16 protein-coding genes are annotated in these 20,445 nt (G+C 55.4%); 4 read left to right on the top strand and 12 right to left on the bottom strand.

Annotated features, from left to right (window positions below; all coding sequences use genetic code 11):
- The first annotated feature begins 314 nt into the window (after window positions 1–314).
- The gene (locus WBY09_RS07055) at window positions 315–1,085 is read left to right on the top strand and encodes an MOSC domain-containing protein (protein ID WP_336232338.1); all 771 of its coding nucleotides are present in this window, start codon (window positions 315–317) and stop codon (window positions 1,083–1,085) included.
- Between the two features lie 10 nt (window positions 1,086–1,095).
- Here the strand turns inward: WBY09_RS07055 and WBY09_RS07050 are convergent, their stop codons facing one another.
- The 11 genes from WBY09_RS07050 to WBY09_RS07000 form a co-directional block, all read right to left on the bottom strand.
- Window positions 1,096–2,688 carry a type IV secretory system conjugative DNA transfer family protein gene (locus WBY09_RS07050; RefSeq protein WP_064779483.1) on the bottom strand — a complete coding sequence of 531 codons (1,593 nt, stop codon included), beginning with the start codon at window positions 2,686–2,688 and terminating at the stop codon, window positions 1,096–1,098.
- Window positions 2,689–2,970: 282 nt separating this feature from the next.
- Window positions 2,971–3,747, bottom strand: coding sequence for a DUF4167 domain-containing protein (locus WBY09_RS07045; RefSeq protein WP_064779484.1), 777 nt, complete (start codon window positions 3,745–3,747; stop codon window positions 2,971–2,973).
- A 292-nt stretch (window positions 3,748–4,039) separates the two neighbouring features.
- The gene (prmC, locus tag WBY09_RS07040; protein WP_064779485.1) at window positions 4,040–4,942 is read right to left on the bottom strand and encodes a peptide chain release factor N(5)-glutamine methyltransferase; all 903 of its coding nucleotides are present in this window, start codon (window positions 4,940–4,942) and stop codon (window positions 4,040–4,042) included.
- Between the two features lie 2 nt (window positions 4,943–4,944).
- Window positions 4,945–6,027 (bottom strand): peptide chain release factor 1, encoded by a 1,083-nt coding sequence (gene prfA, locus WBY09_RS07035; RefSeq protein WP_008891692.1) that lies wholly within the window; start codon window positions 6,025–6,027, stop codon window positions 4,945–4,947.
- Entirely contained in the window at window positions 6,024–7,370 is a 1,347-nt protein-coding gene (gene hemA / locus WBY09_RS07030; RefSeq protein WP_064779486.1) for a glutamyl-tRNA reductase, read from the bottom strand. Before hemA ends, prfA begins: the two co-directional genes overlap by 4 nt.
- Window positions 7,371–7,377: 7 nt before the next feature.
- Complete coding sequence (hisS, locus tag WBY09_RS07025) at window positions 7,378–8,619, bottom strand: histidine--tRNA ligase (protein ID WP_064779971.1); 1,242 nt, start codon at window positions 8,617–8,619, stop codon at window positions 7,378–7,380.
- A 128-nt stretch (window positions 8,620–8,747) separates the two neighbouring features.
- On the bottom strand, window positions 8,748–9,872 hold the full coding sequence (ispG, locus tag WBY09_RS07020) for a flavodoxin-dependent (E)-4-hydroxy-3-methylbut-2-enyl-diphosphate synthase (RefSeq protein ID WP_063088957.1): 1,125 nt from the start codon (window positions 9,870–9,872) through the stop codon (window positions 8,748–8,750).
- Window positions 9,873–10,052: 180 nt separating this feature from the next.
- A complete protein-coding gene (locus WBY09_RS07015) occupies window positions 10,053–11,255 on the bottom strand; it encodes a helix-turn-helix domain-containing protein (protein ID WP_245227650.1) in 1,203 nt (400 codons plus the stop codon).
- 168 nt (window positions 11,256–11,423) lie between these two features.
- Window positions 11,424–13,706: a phosphoenolpyruvate--protein phosphotransferase gene (ptsP, locus tag WBY09_RS07010; protein ID WP_008891697.1), complete on the bottom strand. Its 2,283-nt coding sequence runs from the start codon at window positions 13,704–13,706 to the stop codon at window positions 11,424–11,426.
- A 5-nt stretch (window positions 13,707–13,711) separates the two neighbouring features.
- A complete protein-coding gene (locus WBY09_RS07005) occupies window positions 13,712–14,740 on the bottom strand; it encodes an NAD(P)H-dependent flavin oxidoreductase (protein WP_336232336.1) in 1,029 nt (342 codons plus the stop codon).
- 139 nt (window positions 14,741–14,879) lie between these two features.
- Window positions 14,880–16,100, bottom strand: coding sequence for an aspartate kinase (locus tag WBY09_RS07000; RefSeq protein WP_008891699.1), 1,221 nt, complete (start codon window positions 16,098–16,100; stop codon window positions 14,880–14,882).
- A 423-nt stretch (window positions 16,101–16,523) separates the two neighbouring features.
- On the opposite strand from WBY09_RS07000, the gene ubiG reads away from it, so the two are divergent.
- Window positions 16,524–17,282: a bifunctional 2-polyprenyl-6-hydroxyphenol methylase/3-demethylubiquinol 3-O-methyltransferase UbiG gene (gene ubiG / locus WBY09_RS06995; RefSeq protein ID WP_336232335.1), complete on the top strand. Its 759-nt coding sequence runs from the start codon at window positions 16,524–16,526 to the stop codon at window positions 17,280–17,282.
- 15 nt (window positions 17,283–17,297) lie between these two features.
- Here the strand turns inward: ubiG and WBY09_RS06990 are convergent, their stop codons facing one another.
- The gene (locus WBY09_RS06990) at window positions 17,298–17,732 is read right to left on the bottom strand and encodes a DUF1178 family protein (protein WP_063088954.1); all 435 of its coding nucleotides are present in this window, start codon (window positions 17,730–17,732) and stop codon (window positions 17,298–17,300) included.
- 125 nt (window positions 17,733–17,857) lie between these two features.
- Here WBY09_RS06990 and WBY09_RS06985 point away from each other — a divergent pair, with 125 nt between their 5' ends.
- Both WBY09_RS06985 and WBY09_RS06980 read left to right on the top strand, forming a co-directional pair.
- On the top strand, window positions 17,858–18,382 hold the full coding sequence (locus tag WBY09_RS06985; protein WP_336232334.1) for a class I SAM-dependent methyltransferase: 525 nt from the start codon (window positions 17,858–17,860) through the stop codon (window positions 18,380–18,382).
- A gap of 149 nt (window positions 18,383–18,531) precedes the next feature.
- The gene (locus WBY09_RS06980; RefSeq protein WP_008891703.1) at window positions 18,532–20,445 is read left to right on the top strand and encodes a PhoX family protein; all 1,914 of its coding nucleotides are present in this window, start codon (window positions 18,532–18,534) and stop codon (window positions 20,443–20,445) included.

The raw sequence follows: 20,445 nt of genomic DNA, 5'->3' as shown, positions 1-20,445 counted from the left end.
CGGCATTGGTGTCATTACCGAATTCTAAAATTATAGATTATTTCGACAGCGACAACATTGATATGTCTCAGTCTAGCGTGTTTGCAACCATATACCCCTACAAAAGTTGCAAGAATTATTTGTGCACCGCAGCACAACTTTCTGTCATTATTCTAGATATCATATGAGGATACTGAACTAAGGACATTGCCAGCTAGTCCCTTCGGGGTTGCCCTTGGCAAAACAACGTTCTAACGTCGCCCGAATAAACAAACCAGACATGCCATTCGTCCCGTTTTTCCGGCATGCCAAAGCGCCATACAGGAATAGTGATCATGACGATCGAACTCAAAGCCATCAAAAGATACCCGGTCAAGGGAATGCGCGGTGTTGACCTTAAACAGGCAAAAATCAGCGCACACCACATGATTACCGATGATCGTCGCTTTGTGATTGCAACCCAATCATCTGTCGGACAAGAAGGCGTTCATGAATGGGCCCGCAAAAGCAACTTCCTGCAATTGGTCAACACGCCAAAGCTTGCTGAAATCGGCACCGAATATGACGACGTCACCTGCACCCTTACCATCCTTCGAAATGGCCGCGCCATCTGCAAAGGCAAGCTGGACGATAGCATGGGCCGCACCGTGGTTGAGGATTTCCTCAAGGCGTTTCTGAAAAACGAGATTGCCGGCACGCCCAAGATCTATTCAGTTCCCGATACGAATTTCGGCGACATGAAGGAACCTTACATATCGCTGCTGAACCTGGCATCGATCCGTGATTTCGGGTCGCGCATCGTCCAAAGCGAAATCGATCCGATGCGTTTTCGCGGCAACCTGTTGATTGACGGGTTGGAGCCGTGGAAAGAGCTTGAATGGAACGAAGACAAGATCATCAAGATCAATGATGTGTCGTTCCGCGTCGTGCATCCGATCACGCGCTGCAAGGCAACAAGCGTTAATCCCGACACGGCAATTTCCGACATCAATGTGCCGCTGATGCTGCGCAAAGGGGTAAACCACCTTTATATGGGGATTTACATCGAAGCGCTTGAAGACGGCATGATCACACCGGGTGACAAGCTGACCGTGACGGTCGCCTAAGGGCCGGTGATCAGTTCCCGGAATTGAATGTCGGGGCGTGTACGGCGATGCCCTTGAACATCTCGTCATGATACCAATCAATGCGGTGCGCACGAATAGGCGGGCATCCCTTGCGGAACAATATCTGTTCTTCCTTGGGAAAGCGCGCCACTTCGGCTGACCGCAGGATGGGCTGATTATCCTGAGACCGCAAATGCACCGGGCGGCTGGTATCCTTGCCACCACCGGTGTCATCAAATTTCGACATTGCCGTCAGGCCCGAAACCCAATCCAGGTTAAACGCCCCTTCCTGACTCAGAACCGAAATCGCGTCCACCCGGCCGACGACGTTTTCCCAGTTCAGGCAAACATCCATCAGGCCACTGACACCAGAGAACCCCGGCCAGACAATCATGCCCTCGCCGTATCCGCCGCCCAGAAGGCGCTCGAACAAGGGCATCCGGCCAACATTTTCGATCCCATCCAACAAAACCAGAAATTCCGGATCGCCCGACTTCCAGCCACGCTGATTAAGCAGGTTCATCATGCCTGTCAGCATCACGCGGCTGAAGGATGGCTGAACTTCCGGGTTATCACCGCCAAGCTGACCGACGATAAAGATCGAAACCGGGCCACTGTTGATGTCTTCAAGTGTGAAGCTGCTTTTGCTGACCAGACGTGCGATTTGCGGATTGTCGAATTCTTCGGTGGCGGCACGGCAGGCCTCGATGATCTTCATCCGCTGATCTTCGGTCATATCAAGGATATTCAGCGCGACCTCGGATATGCGGCCATCCGCAGACTCAATCCCCATGAGTTCTTCAAGGGTTTTGTAGAACCGGTGCGATGGCATGATCAGGTTGCGGCGTACCTCGGCAAGGTTGCGGTCTTCCTTGGCACTGCGCTGGATCGTGTAAACGATAAAGCCCTGCAACAACGTCCTGGCAATACGGACTTCCTGTTCATCGAGTTCCTTGACAAATACCGGTGCCAAAAGTGTATCGGCGATAAAGCCGGTATCCGTGATCATTCCTTCCCCCTGCTGGCGGATGAAATCGAACGGATTGAACTGTTGGGTTTCGACACCGGTTTGTTTGTGCGGATCAATGACAATCAGTCTTTGTCCAAGCTTGGTACGGCGATCATGTATGGCGCGAAAGATGCTGCCATGGCGCTCATAGACAAACAGATTGCCGGTATGCAAAAGCGCGTTTGGCTCTGCCGAGGCGCGATAGAATTCTTCGGGTTTGGTCGAAAAGGTAATGACGCGCTTAAGGCCCTTGGCCCCGATCAGGCGCTTGTCATCCCCCCAACGCCCCAAAACGAAGGACGGATTGCTTTCAAGCAGCTTACGACCGTTAAGGTCTTCAAGAGTGGCCCACGCGCCCTCGCCACGACCACCAGCTCCTTTTCCGCCCAGTTTCTTCTTTTGCGATTTGGACGATGATGATGGCTTCATTCGGTTCAGGATGATGACAACCAGCGGAATGAACATCGGGACGATGAAACAGACAGCCCCCAACAGGGCCAACTCGTAATCACCGTTAAACAGCCCAAGGGCGATAACCATACCGCCAAGAGCCCACAGCAAAACCATGACGACCCGAAATAAGCCAGTCCCCATCTATCACTCCCCACGAATGCGCCTGCACCGTGAAAAGATGCCGGTTCTTTTATCCCGATCTTGCTTCCACGGTTTTATTGATGATTTGTCCCAGCACCCGCGCGAAAAATAATCGAAGGTTGCACGGAATGTTCAATTATATGCTTATACAGTTTTATGCCCCTTAAAGCACTGAGTCTTTGGGGGAATGCGCGGTTTTACAGATGGTCCAAACGACAACACCCCTGCAAGCGACGGGCTTGCAGGGGTGTTTGTCATGTTGAAAGACCGCCTCGGGTCAGATCAGGCCGAAACCGGCTCGGATCCTTCGTCAGAGGTGGCACCTTCTTCGTCATCGCGACCTGCTGCGCGGCTACGACCGCGGCGGGCGGTCGGATGGCGACCACGGGTACGTGCGGTACCGCTTGCGGCACGGCGCGGTTTCTTTTCACCGTCTTCGCCCTGCTCGGCAGTGTCGGTTTTGTCGGCACTTGCCGGTGCATCATCACCAGATGCTTCTGCCGGTGCGCTTTCCTCTGCGCTGGCGTCATCATCTGATTTCCGCGGGCGACCACGGCCCGGACCACGTGCATCCGAACGACGCGCACGCGGCGCGCGTTTCGGACGGCCACCATCATCTTCCGACGTTTCAGCAGAAGTGTTTTCTGCCTCTACCGGGGTGTTGTCATCGCCATTGTTTGACGCAGAGTCTGCGTTTTCGTTGGCGTCACCCTGTTGATCATCGTTCTGATTTGACTGGCCATCACTGCGGTCGTCACGGCCACGATTGTTGCGCTGACGATTATTGTCACCACCACGTTCCTCACGGCGCTGGTTTTCCCATTCCTGGGCAGCCTGAAGGATGCGGTGGTAATGTTCCGCGTGCTGATAGAAGTTTTCCGCAAGAACCGGATCGTCGGTGCAATCCTTCGCAAGGGAAATGTATTTTTCATAGACCTGTTGGGCGTTACCGCGTACGCGGCCATCCGGTCCATTACTGTCAAAATTCTGAAATTTTGGATTTACTGGACGTTTATTCGACTGTTGCCGTCCGCGCGGACGTTTATTGTTATTTCTCATATCAACATGACTTTGGTGTTGAAGGACAATCCGGTAGCATCATCGGCTCCGGAACCACTCCGTCTGAAAAACATATTTCCCGCTAAACAGCGCCGATCACGGCATTATTTTTACAAACCTGCCGGGAACCTTGAAAGGAACGGAGATTGTCGACTGTTTACAGGGGAACACGGCGCTTTCATAAGCGCGTTGGGCACCCGGCCCGTTCGATTCAACCTATATGGCTTGATCGGTTATTCCAACTGTTTTTTTCACTCGCCTGCGCTTTTTTTACATCACAGGTGCGGAAATATCAGATTACGCAACGTCCGACGGAACAACGGGTTTTCTTTGCCGCAACGCAGCGGACAATTCCGCCAAGGTCTTCGCGATACTCCACCCCGACAAAACCGGCCTCAACCAGCATCTGGCCGACATCGTTTTCCTGCCCGCGACCGATTTCAAAGATGACAAAACCGCCGGGCTTTGCCAGATCAAACGCGACACGCGACAAAACGCGATAGGCCGCCAAGCCATCCCCCTCATCGGTCAGGGCAAGACGGGGGTCAAATTTTTGCACCTCCGGCGACAGGGTCGTCATTTCGTCGGCTGTGATGTAGGGCGGGTTTGACATTACAAGGTCAAATCCCTCCGCCCGGTCTTTTTCATCAAGGGCGCTGTCCCAATCCGAGACGCGGAATTCGACGCTGTCATCAAGCTCAAGCAGCTTGGCATTTTCACGCGCACAGGCCACCGCCCCCGCGCTTAGATCAAGTCCTATGCCAGTCGACCCCGGCAGATCGCCAATCGCCGACAACAACAAACACCCCGTCCCGGTGCCGAAATCAACAATCCGCGGCGCATCGGCATCCTCAAGGAAATCAATTGCCCATTCGACAAGTGTTTCACTATCGGGGCGGGGCTCAAGCGTTTCGGGTGACAGCTTGAAAGTATGGCGCCAGAAATCACGTTCGCCCAATATACGACCGACCGGTTCATGCCCAAGACGGCGTGCAATCATGCCCCGAAAGGTTTCCGCCTTGTCATCAGGCACGATATCTTCGGGCCATGCACTGATCCGGCCCCCATCAACACCCGCGGCCCGTGCCAGAAGAATACGCGCATCCATCCGCGCGTTTTCAATACCGGCATCGGTTAAGGCCGTGACGGCCTCAGCCATCAGGCTGCCAAGGGTCGATGGGGTGTCAGAAGGCATGATCAGCTTTCAATTTCGGCAAGCTTCTGGGCCTGCTCCTCGGCGATCAGGGCATCAATCATTTCATCAACCGCCGGACCACCGGCAATAAAATCATCCAGGCGATAAAGTGTAAGGTTGATGCGATGATCTGACACGCGCCCTTGCGGGAAGTTATAGGTGCGAATGCGTTCCGAGCGGTCACCCGACCCGACCTGTGATTTACGGTCGGCCGCACGTTCGCTGTCCTTGCTTTCGCGTTCCTGATCATAAAGACGCGACATCAGCATCTTCATGGCTTTTTCTTTGTTCTTGTGCTGCGACTTTGCTTCCTGGCTGGCGGCAACCACACCGGTCGGAATATGGGTAATGCGCACAGCACTATCGGTGGTGTTAACGTGCTGCCCCCCCGCGCCCTGCGATCGATAGGTATCAATGCGCAGATCCTTCGGATCGATCTTGATATCAACTTCCTCGGCCTCTGGCAGCACGGCCACGGTCGCGGCCGATGTATGAATACGCCCGCCACCTTCGGTCACCGGCACGCGCTGCACGCGATGCACGCCACTTTCAAACTTCAGACGGGCAAACACATCGGTACCCGACACGTTGACGATGACTTCCTTGAAACCGCCAAGATCGTTTTCGCTGGCATCCATCTGCTCGAACTTCCAGCCGCGCCCTTCGGCGTAACGCTGATACATGCGGTACAAATCAGCGGCAAACAAGGCGGCTTCTTCACCGCCGGTGCCAGCGCGAATTTCAAGGATGGCGTTCTTGGTGTCGGCCGTATCTTTCGGGATCAGCATCAGCTTCATCTGACGCTCTGCCTCGGGCAGCTTATCCTGAATGTCGTATTTTTCGGCCTCGGCCATTTCGCGCATATCGCGATCGCTTTGCGGATCGGCCAGGATTTCCTCGGCTTCTTCCAGATCGTTTAGAAGCTTTTTATATGCCTCAATCGCCTCGACCACCGGGGCCAGTTCTGCATGTTCGCGCGACAGCTTGGAAAAGCCATCCCCATCAAGCTCTCCGCTTGAAAGAAGCGAATTGAGTTCGTCGAACCGGCGTGTAACGCCTTCGAGTTTCCCAAGGTCCAAACTCACTCTTTATTCTCCTGTTCAGGGTCGCCGGGCACGTCATCGCGGCCAAGCGGCTTGTCTTCAAGTTCAAACAGGCGCGACAGCAGTTTCTGGGCCTTGACCCATTCCACGGTGCCCGCACCGTCTGTTGTCGTCGCCAAATCTTTCAATGCCTGTGTCGGCGTATGCAAAAGGCGATTGATCAAAAGCCTTGTCGCCTTTTCCGCGTCCCCATGACTTTCGGCCAACGCATCTGCGCGCACCGCTTCAAACCGTTTGCGCAGATCGGCGATTGCCGGCACGGCTGCGCGCTGCGCACGATCACGCACAAAGTTATCAATTTCCGCTTCGATCAACGCCCAAGCCTGATCGGCCTTTTCTTCACGGCCGCCACGCCCTTCGGCGGCGATCTTTTCCAAATCCTCGATCCGGTAAAAGAAAACCTCGTCAATCTCGTCGACCTGCGGATCAATATCCCCCGGCACGGCCGTATCGATCATCAGAACCGGACGGAACCGGCGACGTTTGACCGCCGCCATCGCACGATCCTTGTCGATCATGTAACGCCGCGATCCACCTGCGGTAAGAACAAGGTCGGCCTCGGCCAGAAGCCGATCCAGATCATCGATTTCCGACCAGTGGCAATCCAGCCTGCGCGCCACCAGACGCGCACGGGCTGCCAAGCGATCTGTTACCAGAATGCGTCCGATGCCCCGTTCTGCCAGCGATGCGGCGATCAGTTCCCCCATGTCGCCGGCACCCGCCAAAAGCAGGGTACAGTCACCAAGGTCACCATGCAGGTCGCGCGCAACCGATTGCGCTGCGGCAGCAATTGATACAGCCCCCTGCCCGATCCCGGTTTGATTGCGGACCTTTTTGGCAATGGCATAGGCCGTCTGATAGACCAGTTCCAACTCACGCCCGACCAGATCATGCTTGCGCGCGATCCGATGGGCATCCTTGACCTGACCAAATACTTCGGGCTCGCCAATCACCAGACTGTCGAGTGACGCCGCAACGGCAAACATATGGCGAAGCGCATCCCGGCCAGACCGGATGTAAAGCTCGGTCGCAAGCTGATCCCGATCCAGATCCGCCCAAAGCGACATCAGATCAATCAGGCGTTCACGCCCGCGTTCGGCCTCGGACGCCAAAAGATGCACTTCGGTGCGATTGCAGGTCGAAACGACGACCGCCTGACCCAAACGGGCCTGTTCAATGGCGGCCAAGAACTGTGGCAGACGGGCTTCTTCGATGAAAAGACGGTCGCGGGTATCCTCGCTTGAGCGCCGATGATTGGTGCCGATCACCATCAGGCGATCCAGCGGCCAATCCCCGGCATCCTCATGCGAAATCGCGTCCGTCACACCATTCTCACTTTTTGCCGATCACATCAGCCAGTTGATCAAGCGCCACTTCCTGCTGCTCGCCACTGTCAAGGTCGCGCAACTGAGCCACACCCTTGGCAAGTTCATCATCCCCAAGGATGACCGCCTTGCAGGCATTGGCCTTGTCCGCACGTTTCATGCGTTTTTTCATGTTGCCGGAATAGCCAAGCTCGACCGCAACACCCGCCTCGCGCAGGGTCTGGGCAAGGGTACGACATTTGGCCTCGGCCGCGTCGCCCATCGGGATCAGCGCCACGGGGCGTGCACCCGCCGGGGCTTCGCCCACCATCAATGCCAGGCGTTCAACACCCGCGGCCCAGCCAACACCGGCCGTCTGCGGACCACCCATGGTCGAAATCAGCCCGTCATAACGGCCACCGGCCATGACAGTACCCTGCGCACCAAGGGTGTTGGTGGTGAACTCGAAACAGGTGTGGCAGTAATAATCAAGACCACGCACAAGACGCGGGTTCAGCTCGTAATTGATGCCGATATCGCCAAGGCCCTCGGTCAAAGCCTTGAAGAATTCCTTGGAATGCTCGTTGAGGTATTCGGCAAACAGCGGCGCATTGGCCACCAGTTCGCGATCGCCTTCGTCCTTGGAATCAAGGATCCGCAGCGGGTTCTTTTCAAGGCGCGAACGGCTGTCTTCCGACAGCTTGTCAAAATGGCCCTTGAAGTAATCAACCAGCACATCGCGATACGCCGCACGGCTTTCCGGGTCACCAAGGGTGTTAAGTTCAAGCGTGATGCTGTCCCAAAGACCAAGGGCCTTTAGGATATGCGCACCATAGCCAATCATTTCGATATCGCCCGCGACCTGTTCGACGCCAAGCAGTTCGGCACCGATCTGGTGGAACTGGCGCTGACGGCCTTTTTGCGGGCGTTCATAACGGAACATCGGGCCATAATAGCTGACCTTGACCGGTGACATCTGCTGCATGCCGTTGGAAATATAGGCACGCGCGATACCCGCCGTTCCTTCGGGACGAAGGGTAATCTGTTCGCCACCGCGATCCTCAAAGGTGTACATTTCCTTGGTGACGACGTCGGACGTGTCGCCAAGGGTGCGTGCAAACACCTCGGTAAATTCAAAGATCGGCGTGGTCATGCGATGGTAGCCATACAACTCGCCGATTTCGCGTGCGGTATTCGCGATGTAATCCTGCAGACGGTTCTGTTCCGGCAGAAGGTCGTGCGTGCCACGGACGGGTTGAAGCGATGCCACTTTGGGTCTCCGATCTAACTTGAATTCCAGATATTTGCGCGAAACGTCAATCGGCGCAAACACATGCGAACATGAAAATAGCTTTCCGCCGGTGTGGCGGAAAGCCAAAAGTAGTCAATACTGCCTTGCTATTCCGCCGCGGTTTTCTTGGCGGCTTCTTCGGCTTCGATCTTGGCAGCACGTTCTTCGACCAGTTCGACGATATGGTCGACCATCTTTTCCGTGCTGATATTGTGATCCGGGCGGCCGGAAATATACATCTTGTGGTTCCCACCACCGCCACCGGTCAGCCCGATATCCGTTTCACGCGCTTCGCCCGGGCCATTGACGATACAGCCAATGATCGACAGCGAAATCGGGGTCGAGATATGGGCAAGGCGCTTTTCAAGCTCTGCCACGGTCTCAACCACGTTAAAGCCCTGACGCGCGCAAGACGGGCAGGAAATGATCTGAACCCCACGGGTGCGAAGCCCCAGCGATTTCAGGATATCAAAACCAACATGGATTTCCTCAACCGGATCGGCAGACAGCGAAACGCGCAAGGTGTCACCAATACCCGCCCACAACAGGTTGCCCATGCCGATGGAAGACTTCACCGTGCCACCGCGCAGACCACCGGCTTCGGTGATGCCAAGATGCAGCGGATAGTCACATGCCTCGGCCAGGCCGTAATAGGCGGCAACAGCAAGGAATACGTCAGATGCCTTGACCGAGATTTTGAATTCACGGAAATCCTGATCTTCAAGAATTTTGGCGTGGTTCAACGCACTTTCGACCATCGCCTCTGGGCATGGTTCGCCGTAACGTTCCAGCAATTCCTTCTCAAGCGACCCGGCATTCACACCAATGCGCATCGAACAGCCATGATCCTTGGCGGCCTTTACAACTTCACGCACACGTTCGGTCGATCCGATATTGCCCGGGTTGATGCGCAGGCATGCGGCCCCTGCCTCGGCGGCCTCGATCGCGCGTTTGTAATGGAAATGGATGTCGGCCACGATCGGGACATGCACCTGTTTGATGATGTCTTTCAGGGCCGCGGTTGATTCCCGATCCGGGCAGGACACACGAACGATATCCGCACCGGCTTCTTCCAGTCGATGGATCTGCGCAACGGTCGCGTTCACATCGGTGGTCAGGGTGTTGGTCATCGACTGCACCGAGATCGGTGCATCCCCGCCAACTTCCACGTCACCGACACGGATTTTGCGGCTTTGACGGCGTTCAATATCGCGATATGGGCGGACGCTCATTTCCGGTTCCAAAATGTTTTAGATGTCTTGGGGGTGTATATAGCTTATCAAACGCGGTTTAGAAACCGTTGGCTAACAGATTTTCCGCCAGATTTCGCATAGCTGTCACGAAAAAGGCGACCCGTTCGGATCGCCTTTCGCATTTTGTCTGTTTTCATCGCCCGCAGGCGTTGGCCAAACCTATTGAACGGTTGGTTCTTCTGCCTGGGTCAGATCACCAACATCAAGCGAGAAGTCCGAAATCACCGCGCCATATTCCCCAACCGGCTGGGCTTCGGAACCATCAATGCTGTAGGTCAGGGCACCGGCATTGCCGACTTCAAGTTTCAAACCGTCACGATTCGGCACCATATAGGTATCACCGGCTGTCAGCATCCGGGTCAGCAGAACATTGCCATCTGCCTCGCGAATACGAACCCAGCTGGTTTCCACCGCCGAAATGGTGACACGGCTATCAACATTGACCGCGCCAAATACGCGTGCGCCACCGGCCTCGTCAACTTCGGGTGCCGCGGGAACCGATGCAACTTCCGCTGCCGGTGCAGCCGGCGTTTCTGCGGCTGGTGCCTCTGCGACTTCGGCTTCAACCGGTGCCTGTTCTGTGGTGGTTACCACTTCGTTGGCAACGGGTGCAGCTTCCTGCGCCGGGGCCTCAGCAACTTCCTCGGACACGACTGGTGCTTCTGCCGGTTCTTCGGTTGCTTCTGCGACTTCGGCTACGGGTTCAGATGCTGGTTCTGCGGCCGGGGCCTCGGAAACGGTGGTTTCTTCAACCGGTGCATCCGTGCTGCCGGCACTTTCCGGTGCAGAGGCAACTGGTACCTCCTGATCGGCAATGACCGGTGCAGGCGTTGTTATTTCTGCCTCGGCGGCCTGTGCATCTGCGGCGTTTTCAAGATTACGCGGCGCTAAATCCTGGCTTGCCGTTGTCGAGTAGCTTGCAAGCCGCTCTGGCAACGGATCAACCAGATCGGCAATGGTTTTGCCCTGGCTCGACAGGTAGTACCATCCGCCATAAGCACCAAGACCAAGCATAACCGCGATCAGCAATACCGCCCCACCGGGTACACGGCTTTCCTGTACGGGTTTTGGGAAGGACAGTTCACTACGCACGGCCGGCGCATTGCTTTCTGCGCGGAAGCGACGTGCGATTTCTGCACCGTCCAGTCCAAGATGTTCGGCATATGCCTTTACGAAGCCAAGGCCATAAGGACCATTCGGCAATGCCGCATAGTCGCTGCATTCAATGGCTTCGATGTAAATTTTGCGAATACGAAGCATGCGGCAAACGTCTTCGACTGTTTGCCCCAAACCAACGCGGGTCGCCTTTAAAAGGCTCCCGACCTCGGTATAACCACCGATCTGGTCTTTATGTTCGTCCATCACACTGTCATTTGCAGACGAATCCCCGGACAAAGGCCTGAAACGAAGGCGTTCTCGGGTTTCGTCATCCAAATGATCTTCCTTTCGCTTTTTGATCGCCAACTGCGCACCCCCACGTTACGATCTAGCAATAAAACTAGCAGATATCCCCACCAAAAGCGATTGTTTTTAAAGTTTTACACCGTGATCTATTGCGAAAGCCTTAAGACGCGAACGCAATGATCTGGTCGGATTATCCATTATCGTCAGAATATAACTCTCGACTTCAGACTTACACATGCTTCTGACCATTTCCTTGACCGGACCAACAGAGGCAGGCGCCATCGACAAGCGTTTAATTCCCAAACCGATAAGGGCCATCGCCTCAAGCGGACGTCCCGCCATTTCACCACAGATGGTCAGGCGAACGTCCTTTTGATCGCACAGTGTCACCAACTGGCGCATGAATGCGAACACACTTGGTGACAGCGTGTCATACCGGCCCTCGATCCTTGGATTGCCGCGGTCAGCAGCAAACATGAACTGCAACAGATCATTCGTCCCAACCGAGAGGAAATCAACCCGTTGCAGCAAGGCCGGAGCCTGCCAGATCAGGGCGGGGACTTCAAGCATTGCTCCGACTTCAACCTTGCGCGGGATAAATCCGCGTACGGCTTCACGTTTGAGCTGCTCATCAAGAACCGCCTTTGCCTGATCAAATTCAGCAACTTCGGCGATCATCGGGAACATGACATAAAGATCGCGGTCATGCCCGGCCCGGATCAGTGCACGCAACTGATGCACAAGCACCGCCGGACGATCCAGTGTAATCCGGATCGATCGCCAGCCCATCGCCGGATTCTCTTCTGTCATATCCTCCCAATAGGGCAGCAATTTGTCACCACCCACATCAAGAGTCCTGAAAACCACCGGTCGGCCTTCGGCCTGTTCGAAAATACGGTCATAAAGCCGGGTCTGATCGGTAATGTCAGGCATGGCGGATCGCACCATGAACGGAATTTCCGTCCGATAGAGGCCAATCCCGTCGGCCCCGCTTTCAATCACATGCGGAACATCAATCAAAAGCCCGGCATTCACGTTAAGTGAAATCTCCGCCCCGTCGGTCGTTTCCGCCGGAAGGTCACGCATCTGGGCATAAAGCGCCTTTCGCTCTGCCCGGGCGCGCAACGCGCCGTCAATCACTGCGCGCACGTCTTCGCTTGGCCGAACGAACAGCTGGCTGTTATCGGAATCGACAATCAGCGGATCACCGGCCTCGACCTTATCAAGCACCCCTTTGACCCCACCCAGAACCGGGATATCAAGGGCGCGCGCAACGATTGCGACGTGCGAGGTGTGCGACCCTTCTTCAAGGGCAAGACCGCGCAGACGGGTATGATCATAATCAAGAAGTTCTGCCGGGCCGATATTGCGCGCCACCAGAATGATATCATCGGGCAGATCGCCAAAGGCCGGGGATTGATACTGCCCCGAAAGATGCTGCAACAGCCGGTTGGCCAGATCTTCAAGATCGTGCAACCGTTCGCGCAAATAGGGGTCGGTCACCTGTGCCATGCGCGCACGGGTATCGTCATGAACCTTCTGAACCGCGGCCTCGGCCGTCAGGCCCGTATGCACCGCCTCGGTAATGCGGTTCAGCCAGCCGGTATCCTGGGCAATCATGCGATAGGCTTCAAGGATATCACCCGGATCATCGCCTTCATCCATGCCGTTGATGCCTGAAACAGCTTCCAGCATCTTATCAAGATGGTTCTGAAGGCCGTGCATGGCTTCGCGCAGACGGGTCAGTTCTTCTTCCGGGTCATCAGAAACCATGCGGTCAATGACGATGCGCGGTTCGTGCAATACGGCAATGCCCTTGCCAATCCCCGGCGCCAGACGCGCCCCGCCCAGACGCAGCGGCAACAACGCAATGCCGTCGGCCGGGATCAGTTCCTCGCGGCTGACAAGTTCGCCACCGGCGACCATTTCGGCCAGCACCATGGCGACGTTTTCAAGCGCTTCCTGCTCGTCCTCGGAATAAAGGCGCTCGGTCCGGTTCTGCACGGCAAGCACGCCGATAATGCGGCCACCGCGCAGGATCGGCACACCGATCATCGAATGATAGATTTCCTCGCCGGTTTCCGGACGATAGGCAAAGTTCGGATGGCCTTGCGCGTCCTTTAGGTTAAGCGGGCGGGCATGTGCGGCGACAAAACCAACAATCCCCTCGCCCACCCGAAGGCGGGTCAAGTGAACTGCTTCCTTGGACAGACCACAGGTCGCAAACAGTTCCAGCACTTCGCCCGCCCGCATCACATAGACCGAGCACACCTCTGCCACCATATCAGCAGCAATGATGGTCACAATCTGTCCGAGGCGTTCTTCAGCAGTCCCCGGTCCAGCCATGACGTCGCGCACACGCTTTAGAAGGCGTCGCGGACCTGTGACTGCGGCGGACGGAATGCTCATTTGACTTAGCTGTCTCTCTTAACCAGGGATTGAACGGCCTGTTCGACCAACTCTTCGAGGATTTCGGAAACCGGTTGTTCTTTCTTTACCATACCAACCGACTGTCCTGCCATAACCGATCCGCTTTCGACGTCACCATCAATCACGGCACGGCGCAGGGCACCGGCCCAGAAATGTTCAATTTCAAGCTGTGCAGCGCCTTGGTCAAGTTCGCCTGCGCGGAACTTTTCAATCACGGCACGCTGGGTATTGCGGAATTCTTCGGTGCCCTTGTTGGCAAGCGCACGTACCGGAATGACCGGGAAACGGTCATCAAGCTGCACGGTGGTCACTGCATCACGCGCACTTGCACGGATGAAGGCCTTTTTGAAATCGGGATGGGCAATGCATTCCTCGGCACAAACAAGACGCGTGCCGATCTGAACCCCCGATGCCCCCTGCTCAAGCAAACCGGTAATCGCTTCACCGCGGCCAATCCCCCCGGCGCAGAAAACAGGAATATCGGAAACTTCCGGCAGGATTTCCTGTGCCAGTACCGTCAGCGATACCGGGCCAACATGGCCACCAGCTTCGCTGCCCTCAATCACCAGCGCATCAGCACCCGAGCGGATCAGCTTCTTGGCCAGAACCAGTGCCGGGGCAAAGCAGACAACCTTTGCAAATTCCTTGGCCTGCTTGATCGAGTTTGATGACGGCAGGCCTCCAGCCAGAACCACATGCCCAACGCTGTGTTCACGGCACACTTCAATCAGTTCATTGAGCTGCGGGTGCATGGTGATCAGGTTGACGCCAAACGGCTTGCTGGTCATTTCCTTGGTGGCGGCGATTTCAGCCGACAACAGATCCGGGGTCATCGACCCACAGGCAATCACACCAAAACCACCCGCGTTGGAGACCGCCGAAACAAGGTGACGCTCTGAAACCCAGGACATGGCGCCGGCCATAATGGCGTAGTCGGTGCCAAGGAATTCCTTGCCCGATGCCCACAGGTTTTCCAGGCGCGCCCGTGCGGCGTCAATTTTCGGATCACTCATATTCTCTGTACCCCAAAGCAGAAACGCAGGAGACCAGTGGTCTCCTGCCATTTCATTACAAAGGCTGAAACACACTGCTCCAGCTAGTATGTATTATTACAGGTAATTTAACAGCGGCTTAATCGCCAAACTGTTGAACTTACTCGGCATCCAGACCGTATGCCGTGTGCAGCGCACGAACGGCAAGTTCGGTATATTCCTCGGCGATCAGAACACTGACTTTGATTTCCGAGGTCGAGATGACCTGAATGTTGATGCCTTTTTCCGCAAGGGTTTCAAACATCTTGCGCGCAACACCGACGTGGGAACGCATACCCACACCAATGATCGACACCTTGGTCACATCAGAGGTGCTGAGCAGTTCCTGATAGGCGATCTTGTCTTTGTTCTTTTCGATCACCTGAAGCGCACGCTGGAATTCACCCCGCGGAACGGTAAAGGTCATGTCCGTGCTTTTGCCGTCTTCTGAGACGTTCTGCACGATCATGTCGACATTGATATTGGCATCAGCCAGCGGGCTGAAGATTGAAGCGGCAATACCCGGCTTGTCCGCAACTTTCACCAAGGTGATCTTGGCTTCATCACGGCTATAGGCAATTCCGCTGACGACTTCCTGTTCCACGATCTCGTCCTCGTCTACAACAAGTGTTCCTTCTGCATCACTAAAGGTAGAACGGACCTGCACCCGGACGCGATGGTTCATTGCCATCTCGACAGAACGGGTTTGCAGAACCTTTGCACCAAGCGATGCGAGTTCCAGCATTTCTTCGTAGGTAATCTTTTCGATCTTGCGCGCCTTGGGCACGATGCGCGGATCGGTGGTGTAAACACCGTCGACATCGGTATAGATGTCGCAACGATCTGCGTTAAGTGCCGCGGCAAGGGCCACTGCCGACGTATCCGAACCGCCACGCCCGAGGGTGGTGATGCGGTTATCGGGTGCGATCCCCTGGAAACCGGCCACGCAAACGACTTCACCGCCATTCATACGCTTATCAAGCTCGGTGGTGTCGATTTCCTTGATCCGGGCCTTGGCATGTGCGCCGTCAGTCTTGATCGGGATCTGCCAGCCAAGCCAGGAACGTGCAGGCACATCCATGCTTTGCAGCGCCATGGCCAGCAAACCGACAGTCACCTGTTCGCCCGACGATACGATCACGTCATATTCACGTGCATCATACATCGGCGAAACTTCCTGCGCCCAGCCAACCAGTTCGTTGGTCTTGCCCGACATGGCGGACACGACAACAGCAACCTGATTGCCGGCATCGACCTCGGATTTCACCCGGCGCGCGACATTCTTGATTTTCTCGACATCGGCGACCGAAGTGCCGCCAAATTTCATGACAATACGGGCCATGAAGTATCCCCGCTATGCTCGCCGTCCATCGGCTGTCCGAACGTGACGGCATGTGATCCGGTCCCGGCCCGGGTAAGCATGCCGAATTTGCGGCGCTTCCCCTGATCCAAGCGGCGTAATCAATACTGCCATAATCCCCGCGAAACAAGCGTCAAGGATGCCGATAAATTGCGTGAGAGCAATTTTTTTGACCTGATAATGTCCCAAACCGTCCGAATGCGGCAAATTGGGTCGCATATCATGCGAAAATTACCCAGTAACCCTGATGATATGCATCATCTGAACATGGCTGCCTTGCTTTGAATTTCTGCCAGATCGCCGCCATCGCACCGTCATTTGACAGGTGAGTATTGCCTTGACGTGCGCGCACGCGTAAACAGGGCGTCATACAGCAACGTTGTTTTACGCCTTCGGAGCCACACCATGTCGGACGCATCCGCCCCCACCAGCCGCACCGCCAATGCCGATGAAATCGCACGTTTTTCTGCGATGTCTGAAAAATGGTGGGATCCAAATGGTGTGATGAAGCCGCTGCACAAATTCAATCCGGTGCGCCTGCAGATCCTGCGCGATAATATCTGTGCGCATCTTGGCCGCGATCCGGAAACGATTGAACCGCTTAAAGGCATCGAAATCATTGATATCGGCTGTGGTGCTGGTTTGCTGTCCGAGCCGCTTGCGCGCATGGGCGCAAAAATGACCTCGATTGACGCGTCCGAAAGCAATATCGAAGTCGCCAAAATCCATGCGACGCAATCCGGCCTTGAAATCGACTATCGCTGCGCAACGCCGGAAATGCTGGCCGATGAGGGCAAGCAGTTTGATATCGTTTTGAACATGGAAGTCATCGAACATGTCGATGACCCGCAATTCTTCATGCAGGCTTGTGCATCGGTGCTCAAACCGGGTGGCTTGATGTTTGTCGCCACACTGAACCGCACGATCAAATCACTGGCACTGGCCAAAATCGGCGCGGAATACGTTCTGCGCTGGCTGCCTGCGGGCACCCATGACTGGCGCAAGTTTGTCAAACCATCGGAAATGTCGGGCTATCTGCGTGGTGCGGGTCTGGACCTTCAAGACATTACCGGGGTGGCTTACAACCCGTTCAATGACACATGGTCGCCTGCCCCGCGTGATCTTGATGTGAATTATATGGTGATTGCCCGAAAGCCTGACTGATCTTCTTGGATCGCGTCAGTTCTTTTTGGTTCCGTCATCCCACGGCAATGCCATGACATCGATGCCTTCATCGACCAGTTCGGCGGTTTCCTTAAGCGACGCCTGACCATAGATGCCGCGCTTTTCGGTTTCGCCGTAATGGATTTTACGCGCTTCTTCGGCAAACTTGTTGCCGACATTTTCGCAATTGCTTTCGACCTGTTTGCGAATTTCGGCAATTGCGGCCTGGGTCGCTTCGGCGATTGCCTTTTGCTGTTGTTTTTCGGCAGCGACTTCTTTTTGCCGTGACGTGCGCAAACGCGGCGCCATCAGGGCCTTGCCAACATTTGACGTTCCACACACCGGGCAGGACAAATCCCCGCTGGCGGCCTGCGCGTCATATGTTGCGCCGTCCTTGAACCAACCTTCGAATTCGTGATCATGTTCGCATTTAAGCTGAAATAGAATCATGATGGTACGTGTATAAGCCAAACCAGTAGCAAAACGATAACACTATCAGATACAGATCATATGGCGCGCATCGGCCAGGATCGCCAGCCTGCGGGCGCCACACTCAATAACCAAGATTTACAAAAATGTCATCCCAATTGCCATCAAGCTGGGTCACACAGCACTGTCCCACGCCACACCCCACCCGCAATCGCGCGCTTGATCTAGCGTGCGGCAAGGGACGGCACAGCTTCTGGCTGGCGGATCAGGGTTGGCAGGTGACGGCAATTGATCGCGATCTTTCGCAAACCGATACCGATACGAACCATGCAATCAACTTGATCGAAGCCGACCTTGAAACCGGCAACTGGCCATTGGACGATCAACAGTTCGATCTGATCGTTGTTACCAATTACCTGTATCGCCCGTTGTTTGAATATCTGCGCAACACCGTCCGACCGGGCGGCACCCTGATTTATGAAACCTTCATGGTCGGGAACGAGGCATATGGCCGTCCGCGATCACCGGATTTCCTGCTGCGCGCCGATGAACTGGCGGACACGTTTGCCGACTGGACGATCATTGCTCAGCAACAAGGCCCGATCAGAGCGAAACCGGGTAATGAAATTACAGCGATAAAACAATCTATTGTGGCGCAGAAGCCTGAATAAGGCGGATCAGCTGATCGGCATGGATGATTGAAACAAATCCGTAACATACTGTTTTTGCAAAAAGAAACACAACTTTCACAATTAAAATGTGTCGTTTCTGGCATCTTCCCTGCTGCTGTTTCAGGCATAGGCGTTAAGAGAGAAAAGCCATGAACGATAAATACGAAATCATCGAAGATAGCGACGATATCCCGTCCAACCCGACCAACAATCCGTGCATCGACGATCTGATCAATGCACGCTTTTCCCGCCGCGGCTTTTTCAAAGGCCTGATGGCGACGTCGGCTGTTGTGGGCGCAGGCATTGCGACCAGAGGCGTTGCCAAGGCGCAGTCGCCATCCACCCTGACCTTCAAATCCATCCCGCAGAAAATCACCGAAACCCATGCTGTTGCTGATGGCTATGACGCAAGTGTGCTGATCCGTTGGGGCGACAAGGTTGTCGCCGATGCACCGGCATTCGTTCCGGGTCAGGTCGATGCCAACGCGCAGAACAAGCAGTTTGGCTATAACTGCGACTATGTCGGCTATATGCCGCTTCCGGTTGGTTCGCAGAATTCCGACCATGGCCTGCTGTGCGTCAGCCACGAATACACCAATGCCGAACTGATGTGGTCAGGCCTTAAGGACGCGATGGATGCATCCGAAGAACAGGCACTGCACGAAATTGCTGCCCACGGTCATTCGGTCATCGAAGTCAAGAAAACCGGTGGCAAATGGCAGGTTGTCGACGGGTCCGATTATGCCCGCCGCATTTCCCCGATCGACACCGAAATGCAGATTACCGGCCCGGCTGCTGGTCATGACCGCCTTAAAACCAACACCGATCCGACCGGCACCCGTGTTATCGGGACGCTGAACAACTGTGCGGGTGGTAAAACCCCGTGGGGCACGGTTCTGATCGCCGAAGAAAACTTCAACGGTTACTTTGGCGGCGATATCGCCAAAACCAGCGAAGAACGCAACTACAAGCGTCTGGGCATCAGCCAGGACAGCTGGTACTCGTGGGTTAAATATTTCGACCGCTTCAATGTTGAAAAAGACCCGAACGAGCCGAACAAATTTGGCTGGATGGTTGAAATCGATCCGTACGATCCGACCTCCATGCCGAAAAAGCGCACCGCCCTTGGCCGCTTCAAGCACGAAGGTGCGACCGTCATCATCAACAAGGACAACTCCGTTGTTGCCTATTCCGGTGATGATCAGCGTTTTGACTATCTCTACAAATTCATTGCGGCAAACAAATACAATCCGAATGATCGCGCCGCGAACATGGACCTTCTGGAAAACGGCACCCTGTTTGTCGCCCAGTTCCACGAAGATGGCAGCCTTGACTGGATGCCGCTGATCTTCGGTGAAGGCCCGCTGACGGCTGAAAACGACTTCCACAGCCAGGCTGATGTTCTGATCGAAGCCCGCCGTGCGGCCGACCTTCTGGGCGCAACCCAGATGGACCGCCCGGAAGACGTCGAACCGAACCCGGTCAACGGCAAGGTCTATGTCATGCTGACCAACAACTCCAAGCGCAAGGAAGGCAACGCAGCAAACCCGCGTGCGGCCAACCCGCATGGTCACGTGCTGGAACTCACCCCTCCGGGTGGTCGCGGCAAGGATGCCGATCACACCGCTTCGCGCTTTACCTGGGACATCATGATTGCTGCGGGTAACCCGGCGGTTGCCGATGACAAGGCGGTTTACCATCCGGCGGCAGAATCCTGGGTTTCCTGCCCAGATAACATGGCAATCGACCACCGTGGTCGCCTGTGGATTTCCACTGACGGCGCACCGAAGTCCGACATTCCTGATGGCATGCACGCCACCGATGTTGATGGTCCAGGCCGTGCGCTGACCAAATTCTTCTTTGCGTGCCCGGTTGGTGCGGAAATGTGCGGTCCGGAATTCACCCCGGATGGGAAAACGCTGTTCCTTGCCGTTCAGCACCCGGCAGACGGTTCGTCCTATGACGCGCCAAGCACCCGCTGGCCGGACTTCCAGGCAGCAATGCCGCCGCGTCCGTCGGTTGTGGCTGTAACCAAAAATGACGGCGGTGAAATCGCGGGCTAA

The organism is Thalassospira sp. CH_XMU1458, from assembly GCF_037027205.1.
Lineage (GTDB): Bacteria > Pseudomonadota > Alphaproteobacteria > Rhodospirillales > Thalassospiraceae > Thalassospira > Thalassospira tepidiphila.
The sequence above is the reverse complement of the archived record's forward strand: the minus strand, read 5'-3'. Positions and strand labels throughout refer to the sequence as shown.

Coding starts and splice junctions, on each gene's coding strand:
- WBY09_RS06990 (WP_063088954.1), bottom strand. CDS start 17,732: ATGATTCTATTTCAGCTTAAATGCGAACATGATCACGAATTCGAAGGT.
- WBY09_RS06985 (WP_336232334.1), top strand. CDS start 17,858: ATGTCATCCCAATTGCCATCAAGCTGGGTCACACAGCACTGTCCCACG.
- prmC (WP_064779485.1), bottom strand. CDS start 4,942: ATGCCTTCTGACACCCCATCGACCCTTGGCAGCCTGATGGCTGAGGCC.
- ptsP (WP_008891697.1), bottom strand. CDS start 13,706: ATGAGCATTCCGTCCGCCGCAGTCACAGGTCCGCGACGCCTTCTAAAG.
- WBY09_RS07045 (WP_064779484.1), bottom strand. CDS start 3,747: ATGAGAAATAACAATAAACGTCCGCGCGGACGGCAACAGTCGAATAAA.
- WBY09_RS07005 (WP_336232336.1), bottom strand. CDS start 14,740: ATGAGTGATCCGAAAATTGACGCCGCACGGGCGCGCCTGGAAAACCTG.
- WBY09_RS07055 (WP_336232338.1), top strand. CDS start 315: ATGACGATCGAACTCAAAGCCATCAAAAGATACCCGGTCAAGGGAATG.
- WBY09_RS07015 (WP_245227650.1), bottom strand. CDS start 11,255: ATGGACGAACATAAAGACCAGATCGGTGGTTATACCGAGGTCGGGAGC.
- WBY09_RS07050 (WP_064779483.1), bottom strand. CDS start 2,688: ATGGGGACTGGCTTATTTCGGGTCGTCATGGTTTTGCTGTGGGCTCTT.
- WBY09_RS06980 (WP_008891703.1), top strand. CDS start 18,532: ATGAACGATAAATACGAAATCATCGAAGATAGCGACGATATCCCGTCC.
- ispG (WP_063088957.1), bottom strand. CDS start 9,872: ATGAGCGTCCGCCCATATCGCGATATTGAACGCCGTCAAAGCCGCAAA.
- ubiG (WP_336232335.1), top strand. CDS start 16,524: ATGTCGGACGCATCCGCCCCCACCAGCCGCACCGCCAATGCCGATGAA.
- WBY09_RS07000 (WP_008891699.1), bottom strand. CDS start 16,100: ATGGCCCGTATTGTCATGAAATTTGGCGGCACTTCGGTCGCCGATGTC.